The sequence below is a fragment of the Kitasatospora sp. NPDC034035 genome (assembly GCF_055575755.1).
The window spans coordinates 84,479-106,527 of the sequence record NZ_JBVISA010000001.1 but is presented as its reverse complement, the minus strand read 5'-3'; the positions used below and the strand labels follow the sequence as shown (position 1 = coordinate 106,527).

The following is a 22,049-nucleotide window of genomic DNA, read 5'->3' as shown; positions in this document are numbered from 1 at the left end:
GCGGCCTCGATTTCGGCCTGGAACGGCGGCGGGAGCGGGGCCGGCCGCCCCGGTCCCCTACCGTGGGAGGAGACGGCCCCTACCGTGGGAGACCATGGCCGACGTCCGGAACGCCGCGGCCCGCGGACGGCCCCGGGCAAGCTCGGGCCGGGAAGGGACGGTGACCGGTGGGTCCCGTGGAGGCGCGGCAGCCCAGGCACCCCGTCACCGAGGCCGTCGTCGTCGGCTCCGGTCCCAACGGCCTGGCCGCCGCCGTCACGCTCGCCGTGCACGGGCTCGCGGTCACCGTGCTGGAAGCCGCCGAGGAGATCGGCGGCGGCGCCCGCAGCGGCGAGACCACCCTGCCCGGCCTGCTGCACGACCACTGCTCGGCGGTGCACCCCTTCGGCGTGGCCTCCGCACTGCTGCGCTCCCCCGACCTCGCCCGGCACGGCCTGCACTGGGCCTGGCCCGACGTGGACCTCGCACACCCCCTGGACGACGGGAACGCGGCCGTGGCCCTGCGCTCGGTCCGGGACAGCGCCCGCGCGCTCGGCGCCGACGCCGAGGCCTGGCTGCGGGTGTTCACCCGGCCGAGCGAGCACTTCGACGCCCTCGCCGACGACGCCCTGCGCCCGCTCCTGCGGGTACCCCGACACCCGCTGCTGCTCGCCGACTTCGGCCGCCGAGCCGTGCAACCCGCCACCGTGCTCGCCCGGCGCTGGCGCACCGACCGGGCCCGGGCCCTGTTCGCCGGGGCGGCCGCGCACGCCTTCCAGCCCCTCGAACGCCCGCTGACCTCCGCCGTCGGCCTGCTCCTCCTCGCCGCCGCCCACCACCGCGGCTGGCCCGTCGCCCGAGGCGGCTCCGGCCGGATCACCGCCGCCCTCGCGGCCCGGCTCACCGAACTCGGCGGACACCTCGAAACCGGGCACCCGGTGCGCTCCCTCGCCGAACTGCCGCCGACCGGGCTCGCCCTGCTGGACGTCGCCCCCGGCGCGGCAGCGGACATCTGCGGCGACCGACTGCCCCCACGCGTACGGCGCGCCTACCGGCGCTGGCGGCACGGGCCGGCCGCCTTCCGGATGGACTTCGCCGTGGCCGACGGCGTCCCGTGGCGCCACGAGGACTGCCGCCGGGCCGGCACCGTCCACCTCGGCGGCACCCTGGAGGAAATCGCCCACGCCGAACGGGAGACCGCCCACGGCCGGATGCCCGAACGCCCCTTCGTCCTCGTCGCCCAGCAGTACCTCGCCGACCCCGGCCGCTCACGCGGCGACACCCACCCCGTGTACGCCTACGCCCACGTGCCGCACGGCTACGACGGAGACGCCTCCGGGCAGATCCTGGCCCAACTCGAACGCTTCGCCCCCGGCTTCCGGGACCGCGTGCTCGCCACCACCGTCACCCCGGCGTGCCGACTGCCGCGCCACAACGCCAACCTCGTCGGCGGCGACATCAGCACCGGCGCCAACACCCCGCTCCAGACCGTCCTGCGCCCACGCCCCGCCCTCGACCCGTACGCCACCGGCATCCCCGGCGTCTACCTCTGCTCCGCCGCCACCCCACCCGGCGCCGGCGTCCACGGCCTGTGCGGCATCCACGCGGCCCGGTCCGCCCTACGGCACGCGGGGATCACGGCGGCCGGCTGATCAGCCGGCCGCCCGGAGAGCGGGCGACGGGGCGTCGGGGCCGCCGTGGCGTGGCTGCGCCCCGCCGGACGGTGCGCGCCGCGAGCATAGGGCCTGGCGTCGCCGTCCCCCGGTCGGCGGCCGCGACCGGACGCGACCGGAGGCGGCTGCGACCGAACCCCGACGGTGACCGAGCCCCGTTCCCGAGGAAAGGCGTCGTGCTCGATGAACCCCCCGCCGGGACCTGCCCGCCCGCCCGAACCCGATGCGCGGGCGGCCGACGGCGGGCGCCGGTGGCTCCTCGTCGCGGGGATCGCGGGCGTGCTGTTCACGGTCGTGGCCGTGCTGACGGCCGCCCACGGCTGGGCACCGTACCCGTTCGAGCGGGCTGCCAATGACTGGAGTGTCACCCACCGGCCGGCCGCCGCCCGGAACACGGCCGTCGCCCTCACCTGGCTCGGCAGCGGCGTGGTGCCCTACCTCCTCGCCCTCGCCGCCGGGGCCGTCACCCTCCGCGCCGCGCCCGCGCCGCGCTCCCCGCGCCGCGCCGTCCTGCAGCTGACGGGCCCCGTGCTGTGGCTGATCGCGGGCCAGCTCCTGCGGCTGGGCGTGATGCACGCCTGCGGACGGCCCCGGCCGCCGCGGATGAACTGGGCGACGGACGCGTCCGGGTTCTCCTTCCCCTCCGGCCACTCCTTCACCGCCACGGTCAGCGCCGGTCTGCTCGCCCTGGCCGTCGCCCGGGCCCGCCCGGCCCGGGCCGGGGCCGCGATCGCGGGCGCCGCCGTGTTCGCCGTCGCGATCGGCCTCACCCGCGTCTACCTCGGGGTGCACTGGCCCCTGGACGTCCTCGGCGGCTGGCTCCTCGCCGCCGGCTGGCTCGCCGCCGGCGCCGTCGTCCCGCGCCCGGGCCCACCGCACCGCCGCCGGACACCCGGGAGCCCGACGGATCACCACGCGAGCGACCGAGAGTGACCACCCCGGGAACCCGGCGGGTGCCCGCTCAGACCGGCGGCTGTGCCCGGGCCAGGCCGCGGTCGTACGCGAAGATCACCGCCTGTACCCGGTCCCGGGCGCCGATCTTCGCCAGGACGCGGCTGACGTGCGTCTTGACGGTCGACTCCGCGAGCACCAGGCGTTGGGCGATCTCGCCGTTGGTCCAGCCGTTGGCGACGGCGATCAGGATCTCCCGTTCGCGGTCGGTCAGGGCTTCCAGCCGGGGGTCGGCGGCGGGTGCCGTGCCGGGCGGGCGGATCGGCAGGCGGTGGGCGTAGGCGTCGAGGAGGCGCCGGGTGATGGCGGGGGCGACGACGGCGTCGCCCCCGGCGACGGAGCGGATCCCGGAGAGCAGCTCCTCGGGGCGGGCGTCCTTGAGGAGGAAGCCGCTGGCTCCGGCGCGCAGCGCGGCGTGGGCGTACTCGTCGAGGTCGAAGGTGGTCAGCACGAGGATGCGGGAGCGTCCGCCGCTGGCGACGATCTGCCGGGTGGCCTCGATGCCGTCCATGCCGGGCATGCGGATGTCCATCAGGACGACGTCGGGTCGCAGGTCGGCGGTCAGCCGGACGGCTTCGCCGCCGTGGGCGGCCTCGCCGACGACCTCGGTGTCGGATTGGCTCTCCAGCAGCATGCGGAAGCCGTACCGCTGGAGTGGCTGGTCGTCCACGATGAGGACGGTGGTCACGTCGGTCCGCCTGTCGGGTCGGGGGTGAGGTCGAGTACGGCCTCCACGCTCCATCCTGCACCGGGGCCGGGGCCCGCCGTGACGGTGCCGCCGTAGAGCGCCGCGCGTTCACGGATGCCGGCGAGGCCGTGGCCGTCGCCGCCGGGGTGCGCGGGTGTGCGGGCGTCGGGGGGCGGCCCGCTGTCCTGGACGCGGACCCGCAGCCGGTCGGTGTCGGCGGTCAGGGTGACGTGGGCCCGGGTGTCGGGGCCGGCGTGCTTGAGGGTGTTGGTGAGCGATTCCTGGACGATGCGGTAGGCCATGAGCTGCATGCCGCGGTCCAGGCGGTCGAGGTCGCCGGCCGCCGTGTACACGACCTGCGGTCCGGCGGCGCGGATGCGGGCGCACAGCCCGTCGAGGTCGGCGATGCCCGGCTGCGGGGTGAATTCGGCGGTCTCGTCGCCCTGGTCGCGCAGGACGCCGAGCATGCGGCGCAGTTCGCCGAGTGCCTGGCGGCTGGTGTCGCCGATCAGCAGCAGGGCCTCCCGGCCGCGCTCGGGGGCGGCCTGGGCCGCGTAGGCGCCGCCGTCGGCGAGGGTGACGATGACGGACAGGTTGTGGCCGATGATGTCGTGCATCTCGCGGGCCACCCGGGTGCGCTCGGTGGCGGTGGCGAGCCGGCTGCGCTGGTCGCGTTCGATCTCCAGGCGGGCGGCGCGTTCGCGCAGTCCGGCGAGCTGGGCGCGCCGGATGCGTACCGCGATGCCGAGGGCGACGGCCGCCGTGGCGGCGCTGAACAGGAAGAACAGGGCGTCGCCGACGGGCAGCCCCCCACCGGAGACGGCCACGGCGACCAGGGCGACGGCGCCGACCATGGCCCCGCAGGACCAGGCCAGGTGCCGTAGCCGGCCGTGCAGGGCCAGGCTGTAGAGGGCGATCAGCAGGGCGGCGTCGGCGCGCAGGCCGACGCCCAGCGACCACTGCAGGACGAAGACCGCCATGATCGCGACGAAGGCCGCCGTGGGCCGGCGGCGGCGCCACAGCAGCGGGACGACCAGGCCCGCCTGCAGGGCCAGCGTCGCGGGCAGCGACAGCCGGGCGAGGACGATCCGGTGCTCGCGCGGGCCCTCGCCGTGCCCGGGGAGGAGGTCCGGCAGGCAGAACAGCAGGACGGCGGCGACGACCACGGCGGCGTCGAGCACCCAGGGGTGGTCGCGGTCCGCCTGGCGCACCCGTTGGCCGATCCGGGCCAGGCGCGCGAACAGCGGGCCGGACAGGACCTCGGCTCCGGTGAACGGGCCCGTGGAGGTGGCGTGCTCGCTCACCGGTGGCACCTCCCTGGTCGGACGTCTGTACTGCGCGATCGCGGAAAGCGGCGCCGGTCTGTCCCGGCGCCGCACTCCGATTGTCTCAGGCCTCGTGCCGCAGGCGCCGTGCCTCAGGCATCAGGCCTCGTGCCTCGTGTCTCGGGCGCCGTGCCTGAGGCATCAGGCCTGACGCCTGGTGCCTCAGGCGTCGGTGCGCACCAGGCGCACGGCGGCTCCCGTCAGGGCGAGCACCGTCCAGCCGAGGAAGACGACCAGTCCGGCCGTCGGCGACAGCGTGGTGCTGTCGTGCTGGAGGGCGAACATCGCCTCGCCCGCGTGGCTGGGCAGGTAGGGGCTGATGTCGTCCTGCCAGGAGCTGGGCAGCAGCGAGGTCAGCCCGGGGATCAGCATCAGCGAGGCCACCAGGACGGCGATGCCGCCGGCCACCGAGCGCAGCAGCGCGCCCAGCGCGACGCCGATCACGCCGACCAGCGCGAGGTAGAGCCCGGCTCCGAGCAGGCCGCGCACGACCCCGGTGTCGGAGAGGGTCATCGCGGCGCGGGTGTCGGCGAGGATCCGGCTGTCGACGAGGAAGGTGGCGAACACCCCGACGGTACCGAGGACCAGCGCGATCACCCCGAACACGGCGGCCTTGGACCACAGCACCGGCAGGCGGCGCGGCACGGCGGCGAGCGTGGAGCGGATCATGCCGGTCGAGTACTCGCCGGCGGCGACCAGGACGCCGAGGACGCCGAGTGCCAGCTGGGCGAAGTTGGTGCCGAACAGGGACAGGCTCAGCGCGCTCGCGGTGGCGAAGTCCCGGTCCATCGGGCGGCCCTCGCTGATCCGCGACTTGAACTGGGACGCGGCGATCAGGCCGAACGCGACCAGGAAGAGCAGGGCGAGGCCGAGGGTGATCCAGGTGGAGCGCAGGGACCACAGCTTGGCCCACTCGGAGCGCAGCACGCGCAGTGCGGTCACCTTGTACGCGGGGCGGGCGGGCCGGAGGTCGGCGGGCGCGGACGTCGGGCTCGGTGCGACAACGCTCATGCCGCGCTCCTCGGGGTTTCGGTGCCGACGGTGTCGGCGGCCTTGGCGGTGGTGGTGCCGTGGTACTCGACGGCGTCGCGGGTCAGCTCCATGAACGCCTCCTCCAGGGAGACCGTGCGGGGAGTGAGCTCGAAGAGCGCGATGCCCTGCTCGGCGGCGGCGAGGCCGATCTCGCGGGCCGTGCGGCCGGTGACCAGGAGTTCCTCCGAGCCGGCCCGGCCGGTGATCTCCACTCCCGGTCCGGCGAGCGCGGAGCGCAGCCCGGCCGGGTCGGCGCTGGCGACCTTGACCGCGTCGCCGCCGGCCTGACGGACCAGTTCCTGCACGGTGGTGTCGGCCAGCAGCCGACCCCGTCCGACGATGATCAGGTGGTCGGCGACCAGGGCCATCTCGCTCATCAGGTGCGAGGAGACGAAGACGGTGCGCCCCTCGGCGGCGAGCCCGGTGAGGAGGTTGCGGATCCACAGGACGCCCTCGGGGTCGAGGCCGTTGACCGGCTCGTCGAGCATCACGGTGGCCGGGTCGCCGAGCAGGGCCGAGGCGATGCCGAGCCGCTGGCCCATGCCGAGCGAGAACGCCCCGGCGCGCTTGCGGGCCACCGACTGCAGGCCGGTCATCTCGATGACCTCGTCGACCCGGCCGCGCGGGATGCCGTGGGTGTGGGCCTGGGCCATCAGGTGGTTGAAGGCGGAGCGACCCGGGTGGATCGACTTGGCCTCCAGCAGCGCGCCGACCTCCTGCAGCGGCGCCGCGTGCTCGGCGTAGCGGCGGCCGTTGACGCGGACCGTTCCGCTGGTGGGGGCGTCGAGACCGACGATCATCCGCATGGTGGTGGACTTGCCCGCCCCGTTGGGCCCGAGGAAGCCCGTCACCGTGCCCGGCCGGACCGTGAAGTCCAGCCGGTCGACGGCGGTCTTCTCGCCGTACCGCTTCGTCAGCTGGTGTGCCTCGATCATCGGTCATCCCTGTGCTCCGGGGCCGGGCCGTCCCGGCCGCCCTCGCCTTCCACGCTAGGGGCAGGGGCGGCCGGATCCGTGGTACCGGGGGCCGATCATCGACGCGCCCGTAGTACCGCGGTACCACGGGCCACGCGTCGGCCGGGCAGCTCGACGGGTGATGTTCCCGCAGGTCGGCCGCCGCCGTCCGGGGGTCGGAGCAGGCCCGGCCGATACTCCGGCCATGACACCCTCCCGCCGGAATTCCCTGCTGCGCGTCACCGCTGCCTGCGCGCTCCTCGCCGTCTGTTCCCCGGTCACGACCGCGGGCGCTGCGGCCGGTACGGAAGCCCACCGCCGTCCCTGCGTGGTGTCCGCGAAGATGTCAGGCCTCGCCCTGCTCCCGGAGGATCCGTTCCACGCGGCGAACGCGGCGCGCACGCGCTGATCGTCGGTGCGCCCTGACCAGGGAGGCCTCCGCACTCCTGCGGCGGCGTGACCGCCGGTCAGTCCTGCGCGGAACCCGCGCCCGCGGACAGTCCGAGGATCGTCGCGGTCAGGATGCGGGCCAGCCGGGGTTCGACCTCGATGACGGCGTGGGCGAGGCGCGGGTCACTGCGGTAGAGGGCGGCGACCTCTGCGCCCGGGTTCGCGATCTGCCACATCGCCCCGGCCAGGGCGACGGCGGTGGCGATCAGGTCGACGACGTCCTGGTCGTTCAGGGTGGGCACCTGCGCGCGGACGGCCGCGGTGATCGGCTCACGGGCGGCGCGGGTGGCGAGCTTGAAGTCGCGCACCGCGTCGAGCGAGACGTTGCGTTCGAGGTTGAGCGGTGCGTGCGCGAGCAGGTCGCAGAACATGCCACGGGCCGCGAGCGTGGCGGCGAACGCCCGCGCCACGGCGGCCGGACCCGGGTCCGCGGCGTCCCGGAGCCGCTCGGACAGCGCGTCCGACCAGTCCTGCCAGCCCTCCGCCGTCAGCCGCAGGAAGATCTGCTCGCGCGTCTCGAAGTACCGCAGCAGCGCCGACTTGTGCATGCCCACCGCGGCGGCGATGTCCGTCAGGGAGACGTCCCGGATGCCGCGCTCCCGGCCGAGTGCCCGGGCCGCCTCCAGGATCGAGGCCTCGCGCAGGCGCTTGGCCTCGGGCGAGCGCGCCCGCTGGAACTCCGATGCTGCTGCTTCCACCCGCCCATCGTAGAACAACACCGTTGCGGTATTACCGCAACAGTGTTGCGGTAATACCGCAACGGTGTTTTACTAACGGCATGGAACAGACTTGGTTCATCACCGGCAGCTCCCGCGGCTTCGGCCGCACCCTCGTCCGCGCCGCCCTCGAAGCCGGCGACCGGGTGGCCGCGACCGCTCGCCGCCCCGAGCAACTCGCCGACCTCGTAGAGGAGTTCGGCGACCGGGTCCGACCGATCGCACTCGACGTCACCGACCCGGAGGCCGCCCGGGCGGCCCTCGCCGAGGCGCACGCACACTTCGGCCGGATCGACGTGCTGGTGAACAACGCCGGCTACGCCAACGTCTCGCCGATCGAGACCACCGAGGACGCCGACTTCCGCGCCCAGTTCGAGACGAACTTCTGGGGCGTCTACCACGTCACCAAGGCCGCGATCCCGCTGCTGCGCGAGCAGAAGGGCGGGCTGGTCATCCAGTTCTCCTCCATGGGCGGAAGGGTCGGCGGCTCGCCGGGCATCGCGTCCTACCAGGCGGCGAAGTTCGCCATCGACGGCTTCAGCCGCGTCCTGCGGGCCGAGACCGCGCCGTTCGGCGTGCGGGTGCTGGTCGTCGAACCCAGCGGCTTCCGCACCGACTGGGCCGGGGCCTCGATGGTCGTCCACGACGTCCCGGAGGCCTACGCCGAGACGGTCGGCGCCGTCAACCAGCGGCTGCGGCAGAACAGCGACGGAGCCGGCGTCGCCGGCGACCCCGTCCGGGCCGCCGAGATCCTCGTGCGGATGGCCAAGCGGCGCGACATCCCCCACCACCTGCCCCTCGGGGTCAACGCGGCCGAGGGCTCCATCGCCATGGACCGCCGGCTCCTCGCGGACGACACCAAGTGGCGCGAGGTCTCCCGCTCCGCCGACTTCGCCGAGGCCTACCCGGCCCCCTTCCCGCCGGACTCCACGCACTGACCGGCCTCCACGCCCGCCTCCACCTCCGGGTCCGTCTCCGTCGTCGCGTCCGTCTCCGTGTCCGTGTCCGTTCCGTGTCCGCGTTCGGGAAGTCGGCGCCCGTCCGGTCGGTTACCCGATAATGCGCGGTGGCCGTGTGCCGTCGTAGCGCAGACTCGGAGCGAGCACTTTCCAGACCGGAGGATGGTTTTCATGATTGACCGGCCGTTGACGCTGATGGCAGTACACGCCCACCCCGACGACGAGGCCAGCGGAACCGGCGGTGTCCTCGCGCGGTACGCGGCGGAAGGCATCCGTACGGTCCTCGTCACGTGTACCGACGGCGGTTGCGGTGACGGACCTGGCGGTGTCAAGCCGGGCGACCCCGGGCACGACCCGGCGGCCGTCGCCGCGATGCGCCGGCAGGAACTCGAGGCGAGCTGCGAGGTCCTGAAGGTCAGCCACCTGGAGCTGCTGGAGTTCGCCGACTCCGGGATGATGGGCTGGCCGACCAATGACGCACCCGGCTCGTTCTGGCGGACGCCGGTCGAGGACGGCGCCGCCCGCCTCGCCGAACTGATGCGCCACTACCAGCCCGATGTGGTCGTCACCTACGACGAGAACGGGTTCTACGGCCACCCCGACCACATCCAGGCACACCGCATCACGATGGCGGCACTGGAACTGACCGGGATGACGCCCAAGGTCTACTGGACGACGGCGCCGCACTCGATGATGCGGCGGTTCGGCGAGATCATGCGGGAGTTCGGCACGGACCGGGAGGAGCCCGAGCCCACCGAGGCCGCCGAACTGCCCGAGATCGGCCTCCCCGACGAGGAGATCACCACCTGGGTGGACACCACCGAGTTCGGCGACCAGAAGTTCGACGCCCTCGCCGCGCACGCCAGCCAGGGCGAGAACATCTTCTTCCTGCGCATGGGCAAGGAGCGTTTCAACGAGCTGTGGGGCGTGGAGACCTTCGTCCGGGTCAAGGACGCCACCGGCGCGGCCGTGCCGGAGACCGACCTCTTCGCCGGGCTGCGCTGACCCCCGGCGCGACTCGAACCGCTCGGCCCGCTCGGCCCGCTCCGACGGACCCGGCGCGGCTCGGCCCGTTCCGTGACACCCGCCGCCCGGTTCGCTCGACCTTCGGGTCGGGCGGGCCGGGCGGCGGTTTTGATCTCCGGCCCGAGGGCAGCCGCGGTCGGTGTTGCTTGCTACCGTGAATGTCCGGACATATCGGGGGGACACCATGACGGACTTTCACGTCAAACCGGCGGACATGCTGCTGTCGTCCGCCGGGTTCACCGACCTGCAGAACGCCGCCGCCCAGATCTACCGGAGCGTGGTGTTCGCCCTGGACGGCACCGCGGGCATGGCGGGCGACGACGAGGCCGGCACCGCCTTCGCCGCCACGTACGATCCGGCCGCGCAGAAGCTCGTCGACGCGATGGCCCAGGTCGTCGGCCAGCTCGGCCAGACCTCCAACGGCCTGTACACGATGGCGATCAACTACCTCCAGACCGACGCCGACATCGCGGCCTCGATGATGGCCCCGCAGAAGCTCCCGGAATCGGCCGACCCGCAGTGCGACGAGGAGGTCGCCAAGGCCAAGCTCCACTCCGCGGCCGGACACAACGACAGCGGCGCCGTCCACGACCTCCTCAAGAAGTTCTGGCCGCAGGGCGATCCGGGCAAGCTCCGCCAGGCCGCGAGCGACTGGAGGCACTTCGCGGAACTCGTCGGCAAACTCGGCACCGAAGGCGACAAGCGGGTTCTGCGCGTCACCGCCTCCAGCACCTCCGGCGCCGTCACCTCCTTCGCCCAGAACTGGGCCAAGGTGCACGACGGCAACGCCACCGAGGGCCCGCTGTTGAACAGCCTCGCCACCGCCGCGAACAAGCTCGGCCAGGCCTGCGAGTCGTACGCCAAACACGTCGAGGACCTGCGCGACAAGCTGGAGGACCTCGCGATCGCCGCCGGCGTCGTCGCCGGGGCCGGCCTCCTGCTGACCGTCTTCACGCTCGGCGGATCCGACGTGGCGGCGGCCGGCGGCGAGGCCGCGATCGTCGCCGAGGCCGGCACCGCGGCGGCCGCCATGACCGCGGCCGTCGAGGGCAGCGCGGAACTCGCCGTGCTGGCCGAGGCGGCGGCCGTGGTCGACTCCGCGGCGGCGAGCCTGATCCCCGTCGGCGCGGGCGTGGTCGCCGTGACGACCACCGCCGTCGTCCTGGCCGGGGCGACCGACGCCGCGGCCGCCCCCACGCCCAAGCCCCCGCCGTTCACCGTCACCCCCGGCATGCCGCCGCTGCCCCGCGACCCGAACAGCCCCTTCCCGGCGCTGTCGCCGCAGGACCAGGCCTCCGTCCGGGCGTGGATGACGCAGATGCAGCAGGACGGCCGTACCTTCCCGGCCCTGGGCCCCTCCGTCAAGGGCGATCCCAAGATCGACGCGCGCCGGGGCTACCAGGTCCGGGTGGCCGGATCGACCGAGTACCGGCTGTACACCACGGTGACCGACCCGGAGACCGGACGCGAGCTCGGCATGGACGCCGACGGTGTGCGCCCCGAGGACGGTGCGGCGATCGACGCCAAGTACATCGGCCAGCAGAAGAGTTGCAAGTCCCCGTTCCGGCTGGACAACGCCGACGGCGTCTTCGACTTCGTGTACGAGAACACGATGGACGGCGAGGCGAAGAAGCTGGACAAGTACGCGTCGGCGCTGACGGACCCCCGCAACAAGGTCAACCACCTGGAGCTGATCACCAACGACGGCAAGGCCAGCTCCTACTTCCAGGCCCTGATGACCGCCAAGGGCGTCACCGGCAACGTCCGCGTCGTACCGTGACCGTGACCACGACCGAAGTACCCGGCCCGCACCCGACCGCACCCGACCCGCAGCACCGAGAGATAGCGAGAACACCCCGTGGGAGCCACCTTCTACGTCAGCGCCGACCGCGAGCAGGCCGGACCGTGGGCCTTCACCGGCGAACAGCTGAAGGACTGCGTCCGCCGCCACTGGCCGGACGCCACGGTGAGCGGCGCCTTCGAGCACTTCCTGGAGATCCACGCCGAGGTCGAGCCCGGCCGGTGGGCGGAGGTGTCGTACAACCTGCGGCACGGCGCCTTCTCCTTCGAGGACCGGGAACCGCACTCCGCGCCGCTCACCGTCATCTACGCGGCGCTGCACGAACTGGCGCCCGCCGTACCAGTGGTCTGGTGGGTCGACTACGACGCCGAGCTCGAGCCCCTCGACCTGGCCGGCGGCCGGGAGGCGTTCATCGACAGCTTCCCCGCCTAGGGTCCGCCTGCAGTCCGCCCGCCCGGGGTCCGTTCTCGACCGCCGGCCGGTCACCTGAGTTCGCGCTTGAGGATCTTGCCGGTGGCGGTCATCGGCAGGGTCTCGACGATCTCCACGACGCGCGGGTACTTGTGGCCGGCCATCTGCTCCCTGCCCCAGGCGATCAGTTCGTCGGGGGTGGCCCGGGCATCGGGGTTCAGGATGACGTACGCCTTGACCTCCTCGCCGTGGCTCTCGTGGGGCACGCCGACGACCGCGGCCAGGCCGATCGCGGGGTGCGTCATCAACACCTCCTCGATCTCGCGCGGGTACACGTTGAAGCCGCCCCGGATGATCATGTCCTTGGCGCGGTCGACGATGTAGTAGAAGCCGTCCGCGTCCCGGCGGGCCAGGTCGCCGGTGCGGAACCAGCCGTCCCTGATCGCGGCCGCGGTGGCCTCGGGCCGGTTGTGGTAGCCCTTCATGACGGCGTGGCCCTTGACCGCGATCTCGCCGACGGCGCCGGGCTCGGTGACCTCCGACCAGTCGTCATCGATCAACATGAGCTCGACGCCCCAGATCGGCACGCCGATGGAACCGGGGCGCGGCTCGCGCTCGGGGTCGGAGAAGGTCACCACCGGCGAGGTCTCGGAGAGGCCGTAGCCCTCGAGGATCCGGATGCGGAACCGCCCCTCGACCCGGCTGAGGAGCTCCACCGGCATCGGGGCGCCACCGGAGACGCCGATGCGCAGGTTGCGGGCGATCCGGTCCACGTCGACGGCATCGGTGAGGGCGCCCAGCAGACCCCACCACATGGTCGGGACACCGGCGAAGAAGGTGATCTCCTCGGTGTTCATCAGCCGCACGACCTCCTCCGCGTCGAAGCGCGGCACCAGGTGGAGGGTCGCGGCCGTCGAGAAGCCGGTGTGCATCTGGACGGTGGAACCGAAGGTGTGGAACAGCGGCAGGCACAGGACGTGGCTGTCCGTGGCCGGCGTGCTCCGGAACATCCGGTTGCAGGCCAGCACGTTCATCACCGTGTTCACGTGGGAGAGTTCGGCGCCCTTGGGCTGACCGGTGGTGCCCGAGGTGTAGAGGATGACGGCGGTGTCGGTCGCCTCGGTGGCCACCGCGTCGAACACCGGGGACTTCCCGGCCAGCGCCGCGCCCATGGTCTCCGTCCCCTCGATCGGCGAGGGCGCGGCCGGATCGGCGGTGATCAGGAAGAAGTCCTCGCAGGTCCCGACCTCGTCGAACGCCTTCCGGCCCTCCTCGCCGATGGCCAGGCCCGGCGTCCCCTCGAAGCAGAAGTACGCCTTCACCTCGGCGTCGCGCAGATGATAGGCCACCTCCCGCGACTTGAGCAGGATGTTCAGCGGGACGACGACCCCGCCGGCCTTGAGGATGCCGTAGTAGACGACCGGGAACTGCGGCAGGTTCGGACAACTCAGCGCCACCCGGTCACCGGGCCGGATCCCCCGTTCCACGAGCAGGTTGGCGACCTGGTTCGCGGCGGCGTCGACCTGGGCGTAGGTGAGCCGCGTCGGGCCGAGGACCAACGCGTCACGGTCCGGGTGCGTACGGGCGGAATCCTCGAGCAGGACCGACAGGTTCAGCATGACACCTCCGAAGGTGCGGGTCCGGGCCGAGCGGCGGAGGGCTGCTCGGCCCGGCCCGGGACGGGTGGGACTCCTACGGTTCACACGCGGTTCGGGCGCCGAAGCGGCGGGTGCGGTCGTCGGCGCGGCGCACCGCGACATCATCGTCCTCGGAGCGGATCACCGCTACAGGGCCCGCCTTCAACTCTCCTGCCGCGCGCCCACGCGTTCACGCGTCGCCCTTCGAACGGAGGAACCGCGCCGTACGCGGCCACCGTCATTCCGACGGGCCAGGCACGGATGCAGTCGGCGGGATGCCCGGTGTTCAGTGGGGAACGTGCCCCGGCGCCCGACTGATCGTCCGGTACCCGCACGCGGCCCGGTGTGATCCGGGCCTTCCATGGGGGGAATCGCACTCTGGAGACTTCCGATGAGCAAGGAACAGGCCAAGCCCGGCACCGAAGCGTCGACGATGAGCGGCGAGGCGATGAAAGTCCGGCACGGCCGGGTGACCGATCCGGCGTCCCGGGCGGCGCTCTACATGCCCGAGTGGATCGCCAACGAGATGGAGTCGGGCAAGTTCTTCCCGGCCACTCAGGGCGGTCTCGCCGACCCCGTCGCCCCCGACGACGTCCGGAACGACATCCCGCCGATGGACGGGCGGATCGCGAGCGCCAACCGCAAGGACGCCACGCAGCTGGACGAGCCGATGGACCCCGACGGCCGGGAGTGGCGGAGCCACGAGGTCGTCCCGGGCCAGTCCCTGGCCGTCGTGTGGAACTACGCCATGGCCCACAAGACCCGCCGGTGGAACTACTTCATCACGGAGGCGGACTGGGACCCGGCCAAGCCCCTGAGCAGGGCGCAGTTCGAGCCGAAGCCGTTCCACAGCGTGGAACTCACCTGCCAGCCGTACTGGTCCTGCGGCGAGGAGCTCAACCCGCCGATCCCGACCACGCACACCATGGTGCTGCCCACCCGCACGGGGCACCAGGTGCTCCTCGCGGTGTGGGAGGTCGCCGACACCGCCCGGGCCTTCTACCAGGTCATCGACCTGAAGTTCACGGGGACGCCGAGGTAGGCGGGAACAGGCCGATCTGCCCGCCACCTCGAAGCCGGGCACCTCTCCACCGCGCCCCCTGCCCGTCGACGGGCAGGGGGCGCGGCACTGCCCGTCGGGCCGGGGTCCGGCGAGCGTGGCCCGACGGGCCGTCAGGGCGGCGAGGTGTCAGCCCTGGCAGAGGCCGCGGGCGTAGTCGACGGTCGCGGCGGCCTGCGAGTACTGCCATTGCGGGGCGAGCAGCTGCTGGTCGAGCTGCGCGGCGGCGGCGCGGTTCTCGACGACGTAGCCGAAGTCCTGCAGCCAGGCCGGGTAGAGGTTCTTGGAGCCGATGAAGAAGGCGGATCCGTCGACCGAGACCAGCTTGTGGTGCAGCGCGTAGGGGTGGCCGTCGGCCCAGGTCGGGGTGGCGGCGGCGCGGAAGGGGGCGAGCTGGAGGTTGTGGCACATGGTCGCCTTCGCCTGCGCCGGGTCGCCGAGGCGGGCGGTGAGGCGGGCGGCGAGGGTGTCGCTGATCTCGTTCAGGGACTTGATCTGCGAGTAGCCGCCGCTGCCGACCGTGCCCCGGTTGCCGGGGTCGCTGACCACGATGCGGACCTTGACGCCGTCGGCCATCTTGGCCGCGAGCAGGTCGAAGAGCCGCACGTCGTAGCGGGGCAGCGGCGGGCAGGTGCCGGTCACGTCCTGCTGGGAGATGTCGATGCGGCTGCCGGCGCTCGCGATCAGCGTGCGCAGGGCGGCCTCCTCCGGGTTGACGCTCGCGTAGTCGCGGTCGGCGTTGGTGTTGTCGTGCAGGCCGATCGGGCCGCACTTGACGTCGTCGGCGGCGGGCACCGGGTCCGGGCGGTAGGCGGAGGCGGAGTCCTTGTCGCGGATCCCGACGCCCAGGCCGCCGACGGCGATCACCGGCACTCCGCCGGTGGCGGGCACCTGAGCGGCCGACGGGTTGCGGCGCCGCTCCAGGTCGGGGGTGCAGGTGGCGCCGTGGGAGGAGGCGAACCAGGCGGCCGAGAACACCCCGGTGTTGCGGCAGGTCCAGTCCCACAGGGTGTCCAGGTAGGCGCCGGCGGAGGCGGCGGCCGGGCCGTTCAGCGCGAGGTCGACGTCGGTGACCGGGTGGGCGGTGTCGAGGTAGTCGTTCTTCCAGTTGTTGATCCCGCCGGTGATGACGCTCTGCCCGTCCACGACCAGCAGCTTGGAGTGGTTCCAGGAGAACGCGGTCTTGGCGGTGGTCATCGCGGCGACCTCGAGGGTGACCCGGCCGGCCGCGTCACCGAGCTTGGCCACCAGCTCGTCCCGGTACTTCGACGGCAGCGCGGTGATGTTGTACAGCGGCGCGGCCCCGGCGAGGATCCGCACGTGCGGCGCGTTGCCGGCGGCCACCGAGGCCTTGAGGCCGGCCACGATGGCGTCCTGGAACGCGCCGTCCGGGAACGGTGCGAGCGTCGATATGTCGACGGTCCGGGTGGCGCGCGCGATGTTCTCGCGCATGGTGTCGAGCAGCCGGCGGGTGCCGGTGCGCTCGGTGCAGGAGGGGTCGCCCCAGCAGCCGGGGGTCTGCAGCAGCCAGCCGCCCGGGTCGTCGGCCGGCGCGTCGAGCCGGTTGCCCGCCGTGCGCTGCCACACCGTCCCCTCCAGGCCGGGGGACACCTGACGCAACGCCTGTTCCACCGCGTCCAGGTGCGGGGTCGCGTCGGCTTGCGCGGCCGGCACGGGGGCCGACACCGTCGCCGCCGGGGCCGGGACCGGGGCGGGGGCCGGGTCGGCGAACGCGGGGGCGACGGGCAGCGCGCAGACGGTGGCGACGAGGGCCAGCGCCGATCCGGCGAGACGGCGTCCGGAACGGCGGGACTGGTGATCGAGCACGTACAGGTCCTTCATGAGGGGCCGGGGATGTTCACCCGAGCGACATCGTTGGATTACCCAAGAGTAACCTGATGTGATGTCAGGATCCTGCCAACGTACCGGCGCCACAGCTCGGAGCGGCCGGCCGCCCGCGCGGGAACGACCGCGCCCCGGACCGGAGTTGGCCGGCCCGGGGCGCGATCGGATTTTTCCCGCGGAGATCGGAATTCCCCGGTCGGGACCGGAATCCCCCGGTGGAGGTCGGAGTCCGGTCAGCCGTCGGTCTCCGCGGACGGCAGGTAGGCGCCGGGCACGTCGTTCGGCGCGTGGATCCCGGTCTCGCCCGGGTACGGCATGGTCCAGTTGTGCGTCTGGTACCAGACCAGGTGCTCCATCTGCGCCGGGTTCGCGTGGTCCGGCACCGCGTTCGGTCCGGTCAGCCGCTGCTGCGACTTCCAGGCCTCCCACTGGGCCGCGACGGCCTGCTCCGCCGCCGGCGGCGCGGTCGTGGCGGGCACCGCCGCCGCGCGGAGGTCCTGCGCCCCGGGCACGTCGACGCCGCACGGGGGCGGTGTCTTCAGGCCGTCGGTCAGCGAGGTCCGGTTGGGCACCGCCGTGTACGGCGTGTAGTCCGGTGTGCGGGTGAAGGCCGTGGCCATCGGGCTGGCCGCGCTGTCCTTCTGGTTCATCGGGCGGATCCCGAGGATCTGCTCGATGGTGCGGACCATGGTGATCTGCGTGTAGTAGCGGCTGTCGACGGCCCCGTGCTGCGCCCACGGGCTGATGATCTGGATCGGCGCGCGGTGCCCGTCCACGTGGTCGAGGCCCGCCTGGGAGTCGTCCTCGACGACGAAGACCGCCGAGTCCTTCCAGTACTCGCTGTGCGAGATCTCGTCGACGATCTTCCCGGTCGCCAGGTCGTTGTCGGCGACCTGCGCGGCCGGGCCGGCCGGACCGCCGGTGTGGTCGCTGGACAGCCACAGCATGTTGAGGTCGGCCGGGCCGTTCTGCTCGAAGTCCTGCTTCCAGATCTGGTACCGGTACAGGTCCGGCACGCTGGTGTCGAACTTGGGGAAGCCGGGCACCGACACGCTGTTGAGCGACGGGATCGGCGACGACGAGTTCAGCGTGTACGCGCTGCCCTGGCCGCTCCCGTCCATGGACTTGGCGTCGCAGTACAGGTTCTGCCAGCTCGCGTCGGCCGGCTTGGTCAGGAACTGGTGGAACTCCCCGAAGTCGCGCACCGTCCGGCCCGCCGCCTGCGCGCCCGTCCACAGGAAGCCCGTCCGCTGGTGGCCCAGCGCGTCGTCCTCGGTGTCGTAACTGCGCTCGTACTCGCCCGCCGAGGACTCGGTGTACTCCGGATTGTCGGCCTGCATCAGCCAGTTGTGGCCCTCGGCGGAGTTCGTGCCGATGTCGTAGGTGTTGTCGTAGAGCCCGAACTGCTCGGCCAGCGCGTGCTGGTTCGGCGTCACGTTCGCGCCGAACTGGGCCAGCTTCGGATCGCCGTTGGCCTTCGCCACGTCGCCGAAGAGCTGGTCGTAGGTCCGGTTCTCCTTGACGATCAGGAAGACGTGCTTGATCGGCGAGGGATCGCCGATCCGGTTCGGGACCGGCACCGCCTTCGCCTTGTGGCCGTTCGCCGTCCTGACCGCGCCGTTGGTCCAGCCGTTCTGCCGGAAGACGTCGGCGGTCCGGGAGCGGATCTCCCGGTCGCCGGGCAGGGTGAACTGGGTCAGGCTGGAGGTGGTGTCGTGGGTCTTGTGCGCGCCGGTGCTGTCGGGCCGCCGCGCGTCGATGCCACGGGTGTTGGAGACGACCACCTTCGAGCCGACCGTGGCGATCTCCGCCGGGAAGTAGTCCGTCGGCAGCAGGCCGACGTAGCCGACCGGCTCCTGCGCGCCGGTGAGGCGGTAGACGGCCACCGCGTTGGCGCGGCCCAGGGTGACCAGCAGCCGCCCGTCGTCGGTGAGCGTCACCGCGGTCGGCTCGTAGCCCACCGAGGCCTCCGGCCACGGCTTGGTCGAGACGGTCTGGACGACCCTGCCGTGCGCGGTGTCGATCACCGACACCTCGTCGCTTCCGGTGTCGGTGACGAACAGGACGCCGTTCTTGGCGTACACCGCCGTCGGGTGCAGGCCGACGGCGATGGACCGGACGGCGGCGGCCGGGTCCGCGAGGTCGATCACGCTGACGGTGCCGGTGGTCGTGGCACCGGTCGCCGGATCGGTCGGCACCTGCGTGCCGTAGGAGTTGAGCGTGTCGTCGTCGGCCGTGGCCGCGCGCCCGCCCTCGTTGGCCACGTACAGCTGGTGGCCGACCCGCGCGATGCCGCGCGGGGCGTTGCCCACCGTCCAGCTGTGCCGGATCGCGCCGCTCGCCGCGTCGATGGCGACCACCCGGTTCTGCCCGTTGACCGCCGCGTACACCGTCGAGCCGTCGGCCGAGAAGACCGCCCCCGACGCCAGCGCGTGCTGGTCGCCCTCGGCCGGGATCGGCACAGCCACCGGGGCGGCCAGGGTTCCGTCGGCGTTCACGGAGAACCTGGTGTAGCCGTCGAGCCGGCCCAGCCACAGCTGCTTGCCGTCCGGCGAGTACACCGGGGACTCCTGGCCGACCGCACCGCTGGGGATGCGCAGTTCGTCCACCGCGGCGGTGCCGACGCGCTGCCGCACCTTCCCGGTCTTCAGGTCCACCACGACCAGCGCCGCGTCGCCGTCCGCGACCGAGGCCGCCAGGTGACCGCCGTCCGGGCTGATCGCGGACCCCATCAGCTTGCCGTCGTCGACCACCGACCGGCTGCCGTACGGGGCGAGGTACTGGTCGCTGGAAATGACCTGGCCGTCGGCGGTGACCTGGCCGACCTGGTCCGTGCCGAACTGATGGGTGGTCGCGAAAGCCGTGCCCGTGGCCACGGCCACCGCCGTGACGCAGGCCGTGACGAGTGTGGCGCGGCGGCCCGCACGGCGGCCGCGAAGGACGAAGTGCTCCTTCTGGGAACGTCGACGACGCGTTACCTGCATGGCGTCAGCCCTTCCTTGGGTTAGGTGGGTTCGGTGCGATCGGCGGGTTCGTTCAGGTGGAGAGCAGGTCGACCTGGCCGTCGAACTGCCACAGCGGATTCGGCGCGTCCCCGGACGGGGTCCGCACCAGGAAGTAGCCGTTCACGTCCTTCGGCCCGTCCCCGTCGGCCATCAGCCGCCCGTCCGAGGCCACGTCGAGCTGGTAGATCGCCGTCCCCGGCGCGTCCGTACCGGGCAGGTGCCAGGTGACGACACAGCGCCAGTCGTTGCCCGGCCCCTCCGGGTCGACCTGGCCGCCGCTGCGGTCGCACGCCGTCGTGACCCGCAGCTGCTCCTCCGTGACGGCCGGGCGGTGCAGTTGCTCGGTCTGCAGCCGGTACAGGTGCGCGAACACGGTGGCCACCGACCGCTGCACCTTCGCCTGCGAGATCCCCGAGCCCGTCGAGGGCGTGGCCGCGGCGACCGCCCCGAAGGTCAGCGCGAGCAGCCCGGCCAGCGGCAGCACTCCGAAGGCGAGCGCGCGGCGCCCCACGCCGTCCTCGCTGCCGGTGGTGAAGTCCCGCCGTACGAACAGCAGGTAGGCCGCCCCGGTCGCCACCGCGGCCCAGACCAGGCTGACCGCGACGGCGACCAGCAGCTCGTCGAGCCGTACGGGGCCGGCGAACAGCCCGTTCCAGGACACGAAGGCGTAACCGGGCAGTGCCAGGCGCAGCGCCACCGGCAGCGGCAGCATCTGCGCGAGCTGCATCGCGACCGCCGCCACCGCGGGGACGAGCAGTCCCATCGGCGAGCGCCCCAGCAGTACGGAGCCGAGCAGCCCGAGCGCGGCCAGCGCCAGCGTGGGCGCCAGCGCGCACCCCCACGCCAGCAGCACGCTCCCGGCCGCGTCCGCCGGCGACAGCGGGTGCCCGTCGACGCCGACCAGCGGACCGTTCCCGACCGCCGCCAGGCCACCGACCGTGCCCGAGGCCACCAACCCGGCCAGCAGCAGCACGATGACGGTGGTGCTCGCCAGCGCCTTCGCCGCGAAGATCCGCCGCGGCGAGCGGACCGTCACCAGCAGGTGCCGCCAGGTCCCGAGCCGGTCCTCGGCCGCGAACACGTCACCCGCCACCACCGAGGTCAGCAGCGGCAGCGCCCACGAACCCGAGAACCCCAGCACGACCAGCGGGCCGGCCCAGCCCGTGGCGTGCATCCAGCGGCCGAACAGCGTGTCGGACGGCAGCGTCCCCTGCTGGGCCACCGCGGCCACGAACAGCCCCGGCCCGATCCAACAGGCCAGCATCAGCAACCGGATCCGCCACTGCGAGACCAGCTTCACCAGCTCGAAGCGGTACACGCGGCGCACCGGCACCCGGCTCGCGTCGGGTACGGCACCGACGCCCACGACGGCCGTGCTCACGGCTTCCCCTCCTCCTGCCGCCCGGTCAGGGCGAGGTACGCGGCCTCCAACGGCGGCACCACGGGCGCGACCTCGCGCACCCGCACCCCGGCGCGCACCAGCGCGGCCACCAACTCCTCGACGGCCGGGCCCGACGCGCGCACCACCAGCGCCCCGGCCCCGCCCGACGTCCCGCCCCGCGACCCGGCCTCCGTCACCGCCCGCACCCCCGCGACCCCGGCGGCCACCCGGCGCGCGGCCCCGGGATCGGAGGTGAGCAGGCGGTGGTCCGACGCGCGGCTCTCCGCCACCAGCCCGCCCAGCGGGCCGGAGTAGCGGACCCGCCCGGTCCCGAGGATCGTGACCTCGTCGCACAGCGCCTCGAGGTCGTCCATGCGATGACCGGACAGCACGACGGTCACCCCGTCGTCCGCGAGCCGCCGCAGCGCCCCGTGCACATGCTGCTTGCCCGCCGGGTCCAGGCCGTTGGACGGCTCGTCGAGCACCAGCAGCCGCGGATCCGTGAGCAGCGCCGCCGCCAGCCCGAGCCGCTGCCGCATCCCCAGCGAGAACCCGCGGACCCGGTCGTCGGCGACCTCTGTCAGCCCGACCTCGGCCAGCACCTCGTCGATCCGCCCCGCCTCCGTGCCCGGCCCGCGCAGCGCCGCCAGCGCGGCCAGGTTCCTGCGCGCGGTCAGCGACGGGTACAGCCCGGGCCCGTCCACGAACCCGGCCACCCCGGGCGGCGCCGCCGACACCCGCCCGACCGGCCGGCCCAGCACCTCCAACTCGCCGCCGTCGGCGACGGCCAGCCCGAGCAGCAGCCCGAGCAGCGTCGTCTTCCCCGCGCCGTTCGGCCCGGCCAGCCCGTGGATCCGGCCGGACGCCAGCTCCAGGCCGACCCCGTCGAGCGCCACGACGTCACCGAAGCACTTCGTCAAAGCTCGTGCGCGTACGGCCGGTTGAGTCTCGTTCATAGCCCCTTCTCGCAGTTCCCCAGGGAACGTAGGGCCATGACGGGGCACAGTCAGGAGCGGGCGCTTGAACACCGGTGGAACATCCGGCAGGTACGCCGTGGAGGCCACCGCGGAGAACGGCCGGGAGCGGCCCGGCCCTCGACGCGGCTCAGTCCTCCCCGGGCCGCCCGCGTTGCGTCTACCCCTCCTCCGCGCCCAACC

General features: G+C 73.2%; 17 protein-coding genes. 7 read left to right on the top strand and 10 right to left on the bottom strand.

Going from position 1 to position 22,049, the window contains the following annotated elements; genetic code table 11:
* Positions 1–167 precede the first annotated feature (167 nt).
* Entirely contained in the window at positions 168–1,631 is a 1,464-nt protein-coding gene (locus ACZ52J_RS00450; RefSeq protein ID WP_465614814.1) for a phytoene desaturase family protein, read from the top strand.
* Between the two features lie 204 nt (positions 1,632–1,835).
* Entirely contained in the window at positions 1,836–2,585 is a 750-nt protein-coding gene (locus ACZ52J_RS00445; protein WP_465614813.1) for a phosphatase PAP2 family protein, read from the top strand.
* A 28-nt stretch (positions 2,586–2,613) separates the two neighbouring features.
* Here ACZ52J_RS00445 and ACZ52J_RS00440 read toward each other — a convergent pair whose 3' ends face one another.
* The 5 genes from ACZ52J_RS00440 to ACZ52J_RS00420 form a co-directional block, all read right to left on the bottom strand.
* Positions 2,614–3,291 carry a response regulator transcription factor gene (locus ACZ52J_RS00440; protein WP_360501410.1) on the bottom strand — a complete coding sequence of 226 codons (678 nt, stop codon included), beginning with the start codon at positions 3,289–3,291 and terminating at the stop codon, positions 2,614–2,616.
* Positions 3,288–4,595 carry a sensor histidine kinase gene (locus ACZ52J_RS00435; protein ID WP_465614812.1) on the bottom strand — a complete coding sequence of 436 codons (1,308 nt, stop codon included), beginning with the start codon at positions 4,593–4,595 and terminating at the stop codon, positions 3,288–3,290. Before ACZ52J_RS00435 ends, ACZ52J_RS00440 begins: the two co-directional genes overlap by 4 nt.
* A 183-nt stretch (positions 4,596–4,778) precedes the next feature.
* Entirely contained in the window at positions 4,779–5,627 is an 849-nt protein-coding gene (locus ACZ52J_RS00430; RefSeq protein ID WP_465614811.1) for an ABC transporter permease, read from the bottom strand.
* Positions 5,624–6,583: an ABC transporter ATP-binding protein gene (locus ACZ52J_RS00425; protein ID WP_360501402.1), complete on the bottom strand. Its 960-nt coding sequence runs from the start codon at positions 6,581–6,583 to the stop codon at positions 5,624–5,626. The genes ACZ52J_RS00430 and ACZ52J_RS00425 overlap by 4 nt, the downstream gene beginning before the upstream one ends.
* Positions 6,584–7,068: 485 nt before the next feature.
* The gene (locus ACZ52J_RS00420) at positions 7,069–7,749 is read right to left on the bottom strand and encodes a TetR/AcrR family transcriptional regulator (protein ID WP_465614810.1); all 681 of its coding nucleotides are present in this window, start codon (positions 7,747–7,749) and stop codon (positions 7,069–7,071) included.
* Positions 7,750–7,829: 80 nt separating this feature from the next.
* On the opposite strand from ACZ52J_RS00420, the gene ACZ52J_RS00415 reads away from it, so the two are divergent.
* The 4 genes from ACZ52J_RS00415 (at position 7,830) to ACZ52J_RS00400 (ending at position 11,985) form a co-directional block, all read left to right on the top strand.
* Positions 7,830–8,705, top strand: a complete 876-nt coding sequence (locus ACZ52J_RS00415) for an SDR family NAD(P)-dependent oxidoreductase (protein ID WP_465614809.1) — start codon at positions 7,830–7,832, stop codon at positions 8,703–8,705.
* Positions 8,706–8,897: 192 nt separating this feature from the next.
* Positions 8,898–9,731 (top strand): PIG-L family deacetylase, encoded by an 834-nt coding sequence (locus ACZ52J_RS00410; RefSeq protein ID WP_465614808.1) that lies wholly within the window; start codon positions 8,898–8,900, stop codon positions 9,729–9,731.
* Between the two features lie 205 nt (positions 9,732–9,936).
* Entirely contained in the window at positions 9,937–11,532 is a 1,596-nt protein-coding gene (locus ACZ52J_RS00405; RefSeq protein ID WP_465614807.1) for a restriction endonuclease fold toxin-2 domain-containing protein, read from the top strand.
* A gap of 78 nt (positions 11,533–11,610) precedes the next feature.
* Positions 11,611–11,985, top strand: a complete 375-nt coding sequence (locus ACZ52J_RS00400) for a hypothetical protein (RefSeq protein WP_465614806.1) — start codon at positions 11,611–11,613, stop codon at positions 11,983–11,985.
* Between the two features lie 50 nt (positions 11,986–12,035).
* Here ACZ52J_RS00400 and ACZ52J_RS00395 read toward each other — a convergent pair whose 3' ends face one another.
* The gene (locus tag ACZ52J_RS00395; protein ID WP_465614805.1) at positions 12,036–13,583 is read right to left on the bottom strand and encodes a long-chain-fatty-acid--CoA ligase; all 1,548 of its coding nucleotides are present in this window, start codon (positions 13,581–13,583) and stop codon (positions 12,036–12,038) included.
* 409 nt (positions 13,584–13,992) lie between these two features.
* Between ACZ52J_RS00395 and ACZ52J_RS00390 the strand changes: the two genes are divergently transcribed.
* Positions 13,993–14,643, top strand: coding sequence for a lytic polysaccharide monooxygenase auxiliary activity family 9 protein (locus ACZ52J_RS00390; RefSeq protein ID WP_465614804.1), 651 nt, complete (start codon positions 13,993–13,995; stop codon positions 14,641–14,643).
* A 147-nt stretch (positions 14,644–14,790) separates the two neighbouring features.
* Here the strand turns inward: ACZ52J_RS00390 and ACZ52J_RS00385 are convergent, their stop codons facing one another.
* The 4 genes from ACZ52J_RS00385 to ACZ52J_RS00370 form a co-directional block, all read right to left on the bottom strand.
* On the bottom strand, positions 14,791–16,488 hold the full coding sequence (locus ACZ52J_RS00385; protein WP_465614803.1) for a phospholipase D-like domain-containing protein: 1,698 nt from the start codon (positions 16,486–16,488) through the stop codon (positions 14,791–14,793).
* Between the two features lie 251 nt (positions 16,489–16,739).
* Positions 16,740–19,490 carry a bifunctional YncE family protein/alkaline phosphatase family protein gene (locus ACZ52J_RS00380; protein ID WP_465614802.1) on the bottom strand — a complete coding sequence of 917 codons (2,751 nt, stop codon included), beginning with the start codon at positions 19,488–19,490 and terminating at the stop codon, positions 16,740–16,742.
* A 52-nt stretch (positions 19,491–19,542) separates the two neighbouring features.
* Positions 19,543–20,892, bottom strand: a complete 1,350-nt coding sequence (locus ACZ52J_RS00375) for an ABC transporter permease (RefSeq protein WP_465614801.1) — start codon at positions 20,890–20,892, stop codon at positions 19,543–19,545.
* On the bottom strand, positions 20,889–21,848 hold the full coding sequence (locus tag ACZ52J_RS00370) for an ABC transporter ATP-binding protein (RefSeq protein ID WP_465614800.1): 960 nt from the start codon (positions 21,846–21,848) through the stop codon (positions 20,889–20,891). Before ACZ52J_RS00370 ends, ACZ52J_RS00375 begins: the two co-directional genes overlap by 4 nt.
* Between the last annotated feature and the right edge of the window lie 201 nt (positions 21,849–22,049).

What these genes read in the sequence shown, in the direction of transcription:
- ACZ52J_RS00370 (WP_465614800.1), bottom strand. Translation starts at nt 21,848, where the DNA reads ATGAACGAGACTCAACCGGCCGTACGCGCACGAGCTTTGACGAAGTGC.
- ACZ52J_RS00395 (WP_465614805.1), bottom strand. Translation starts at nt 13,583, where the DNA reads ATGCTGAACCTGTCGGTCCTGCTCGAGGATTCCGCCCGTACGCACCCG.
- ACZ52J_RS00445 (WP_465614813.1), top strand. Translation starts at nt 1,836, where the DNA reads ATGAACCCCCCGCCGGGACCTGCCCGCCCGCCCGAACCCGATGCGCGG.
- ACZ52J_RS00380 (WP_465614802.1), bottom strand. Translation starts at nt 19,490, where the DNA reads ATGCAGGTAACGCGTCGTCGACGTTCCCAGAAGGAGCACTTCGTCCTT.
- ACZ52J_RS00410 (WP_465614808.1), top strand. Translation starts at nt 8,898, where the DNA reads ATGATTGACCGGCCGTTGACGCTGATGGCAGTACACGCCCACCCCGAC.
- ACZ52J_RS00425 (WP_360501402.1), bottom strand. Translation starts at nt 6,583, where the DNA reads ATGATCGAGGCACACCAGCTGACGAAGCGGTACGGCGAGAAGACCGCC.
- ACZ52J_RS00415 (WP_465614809.1), top strand. Translation starts at nt 7,830, where the DNA reads ATGGAACAGACTTGGTTCATCACCGGCAGCTCCCGCGGCTTCGGCCGC.
- ACZ52J_RS00390 (WP_465614804.1), top strand. Translation starts at nt 13,993, where the DNA reads ATGAGCAAGGAACAGGCCAAGCCCGGCACCGAAGCGTCGACGATGAGC.
- ACZ52J_RS00405 (WP_465614807.1), top strand. Translation starts at nt 9,937, where the DNA reads ATGACGGACTTTCACGTCAAACCGGCGGACATGCTGCTGTCGTCCGCC.
- ACZ52J_RS00430 (WP_465614811.1), bottom strand. Translation starts at nt 5,627, where the DNA reads ATGAGCGTTGTCGCACCGAGCCCGACGTCCGCGCCCGCCGACCTCCGG.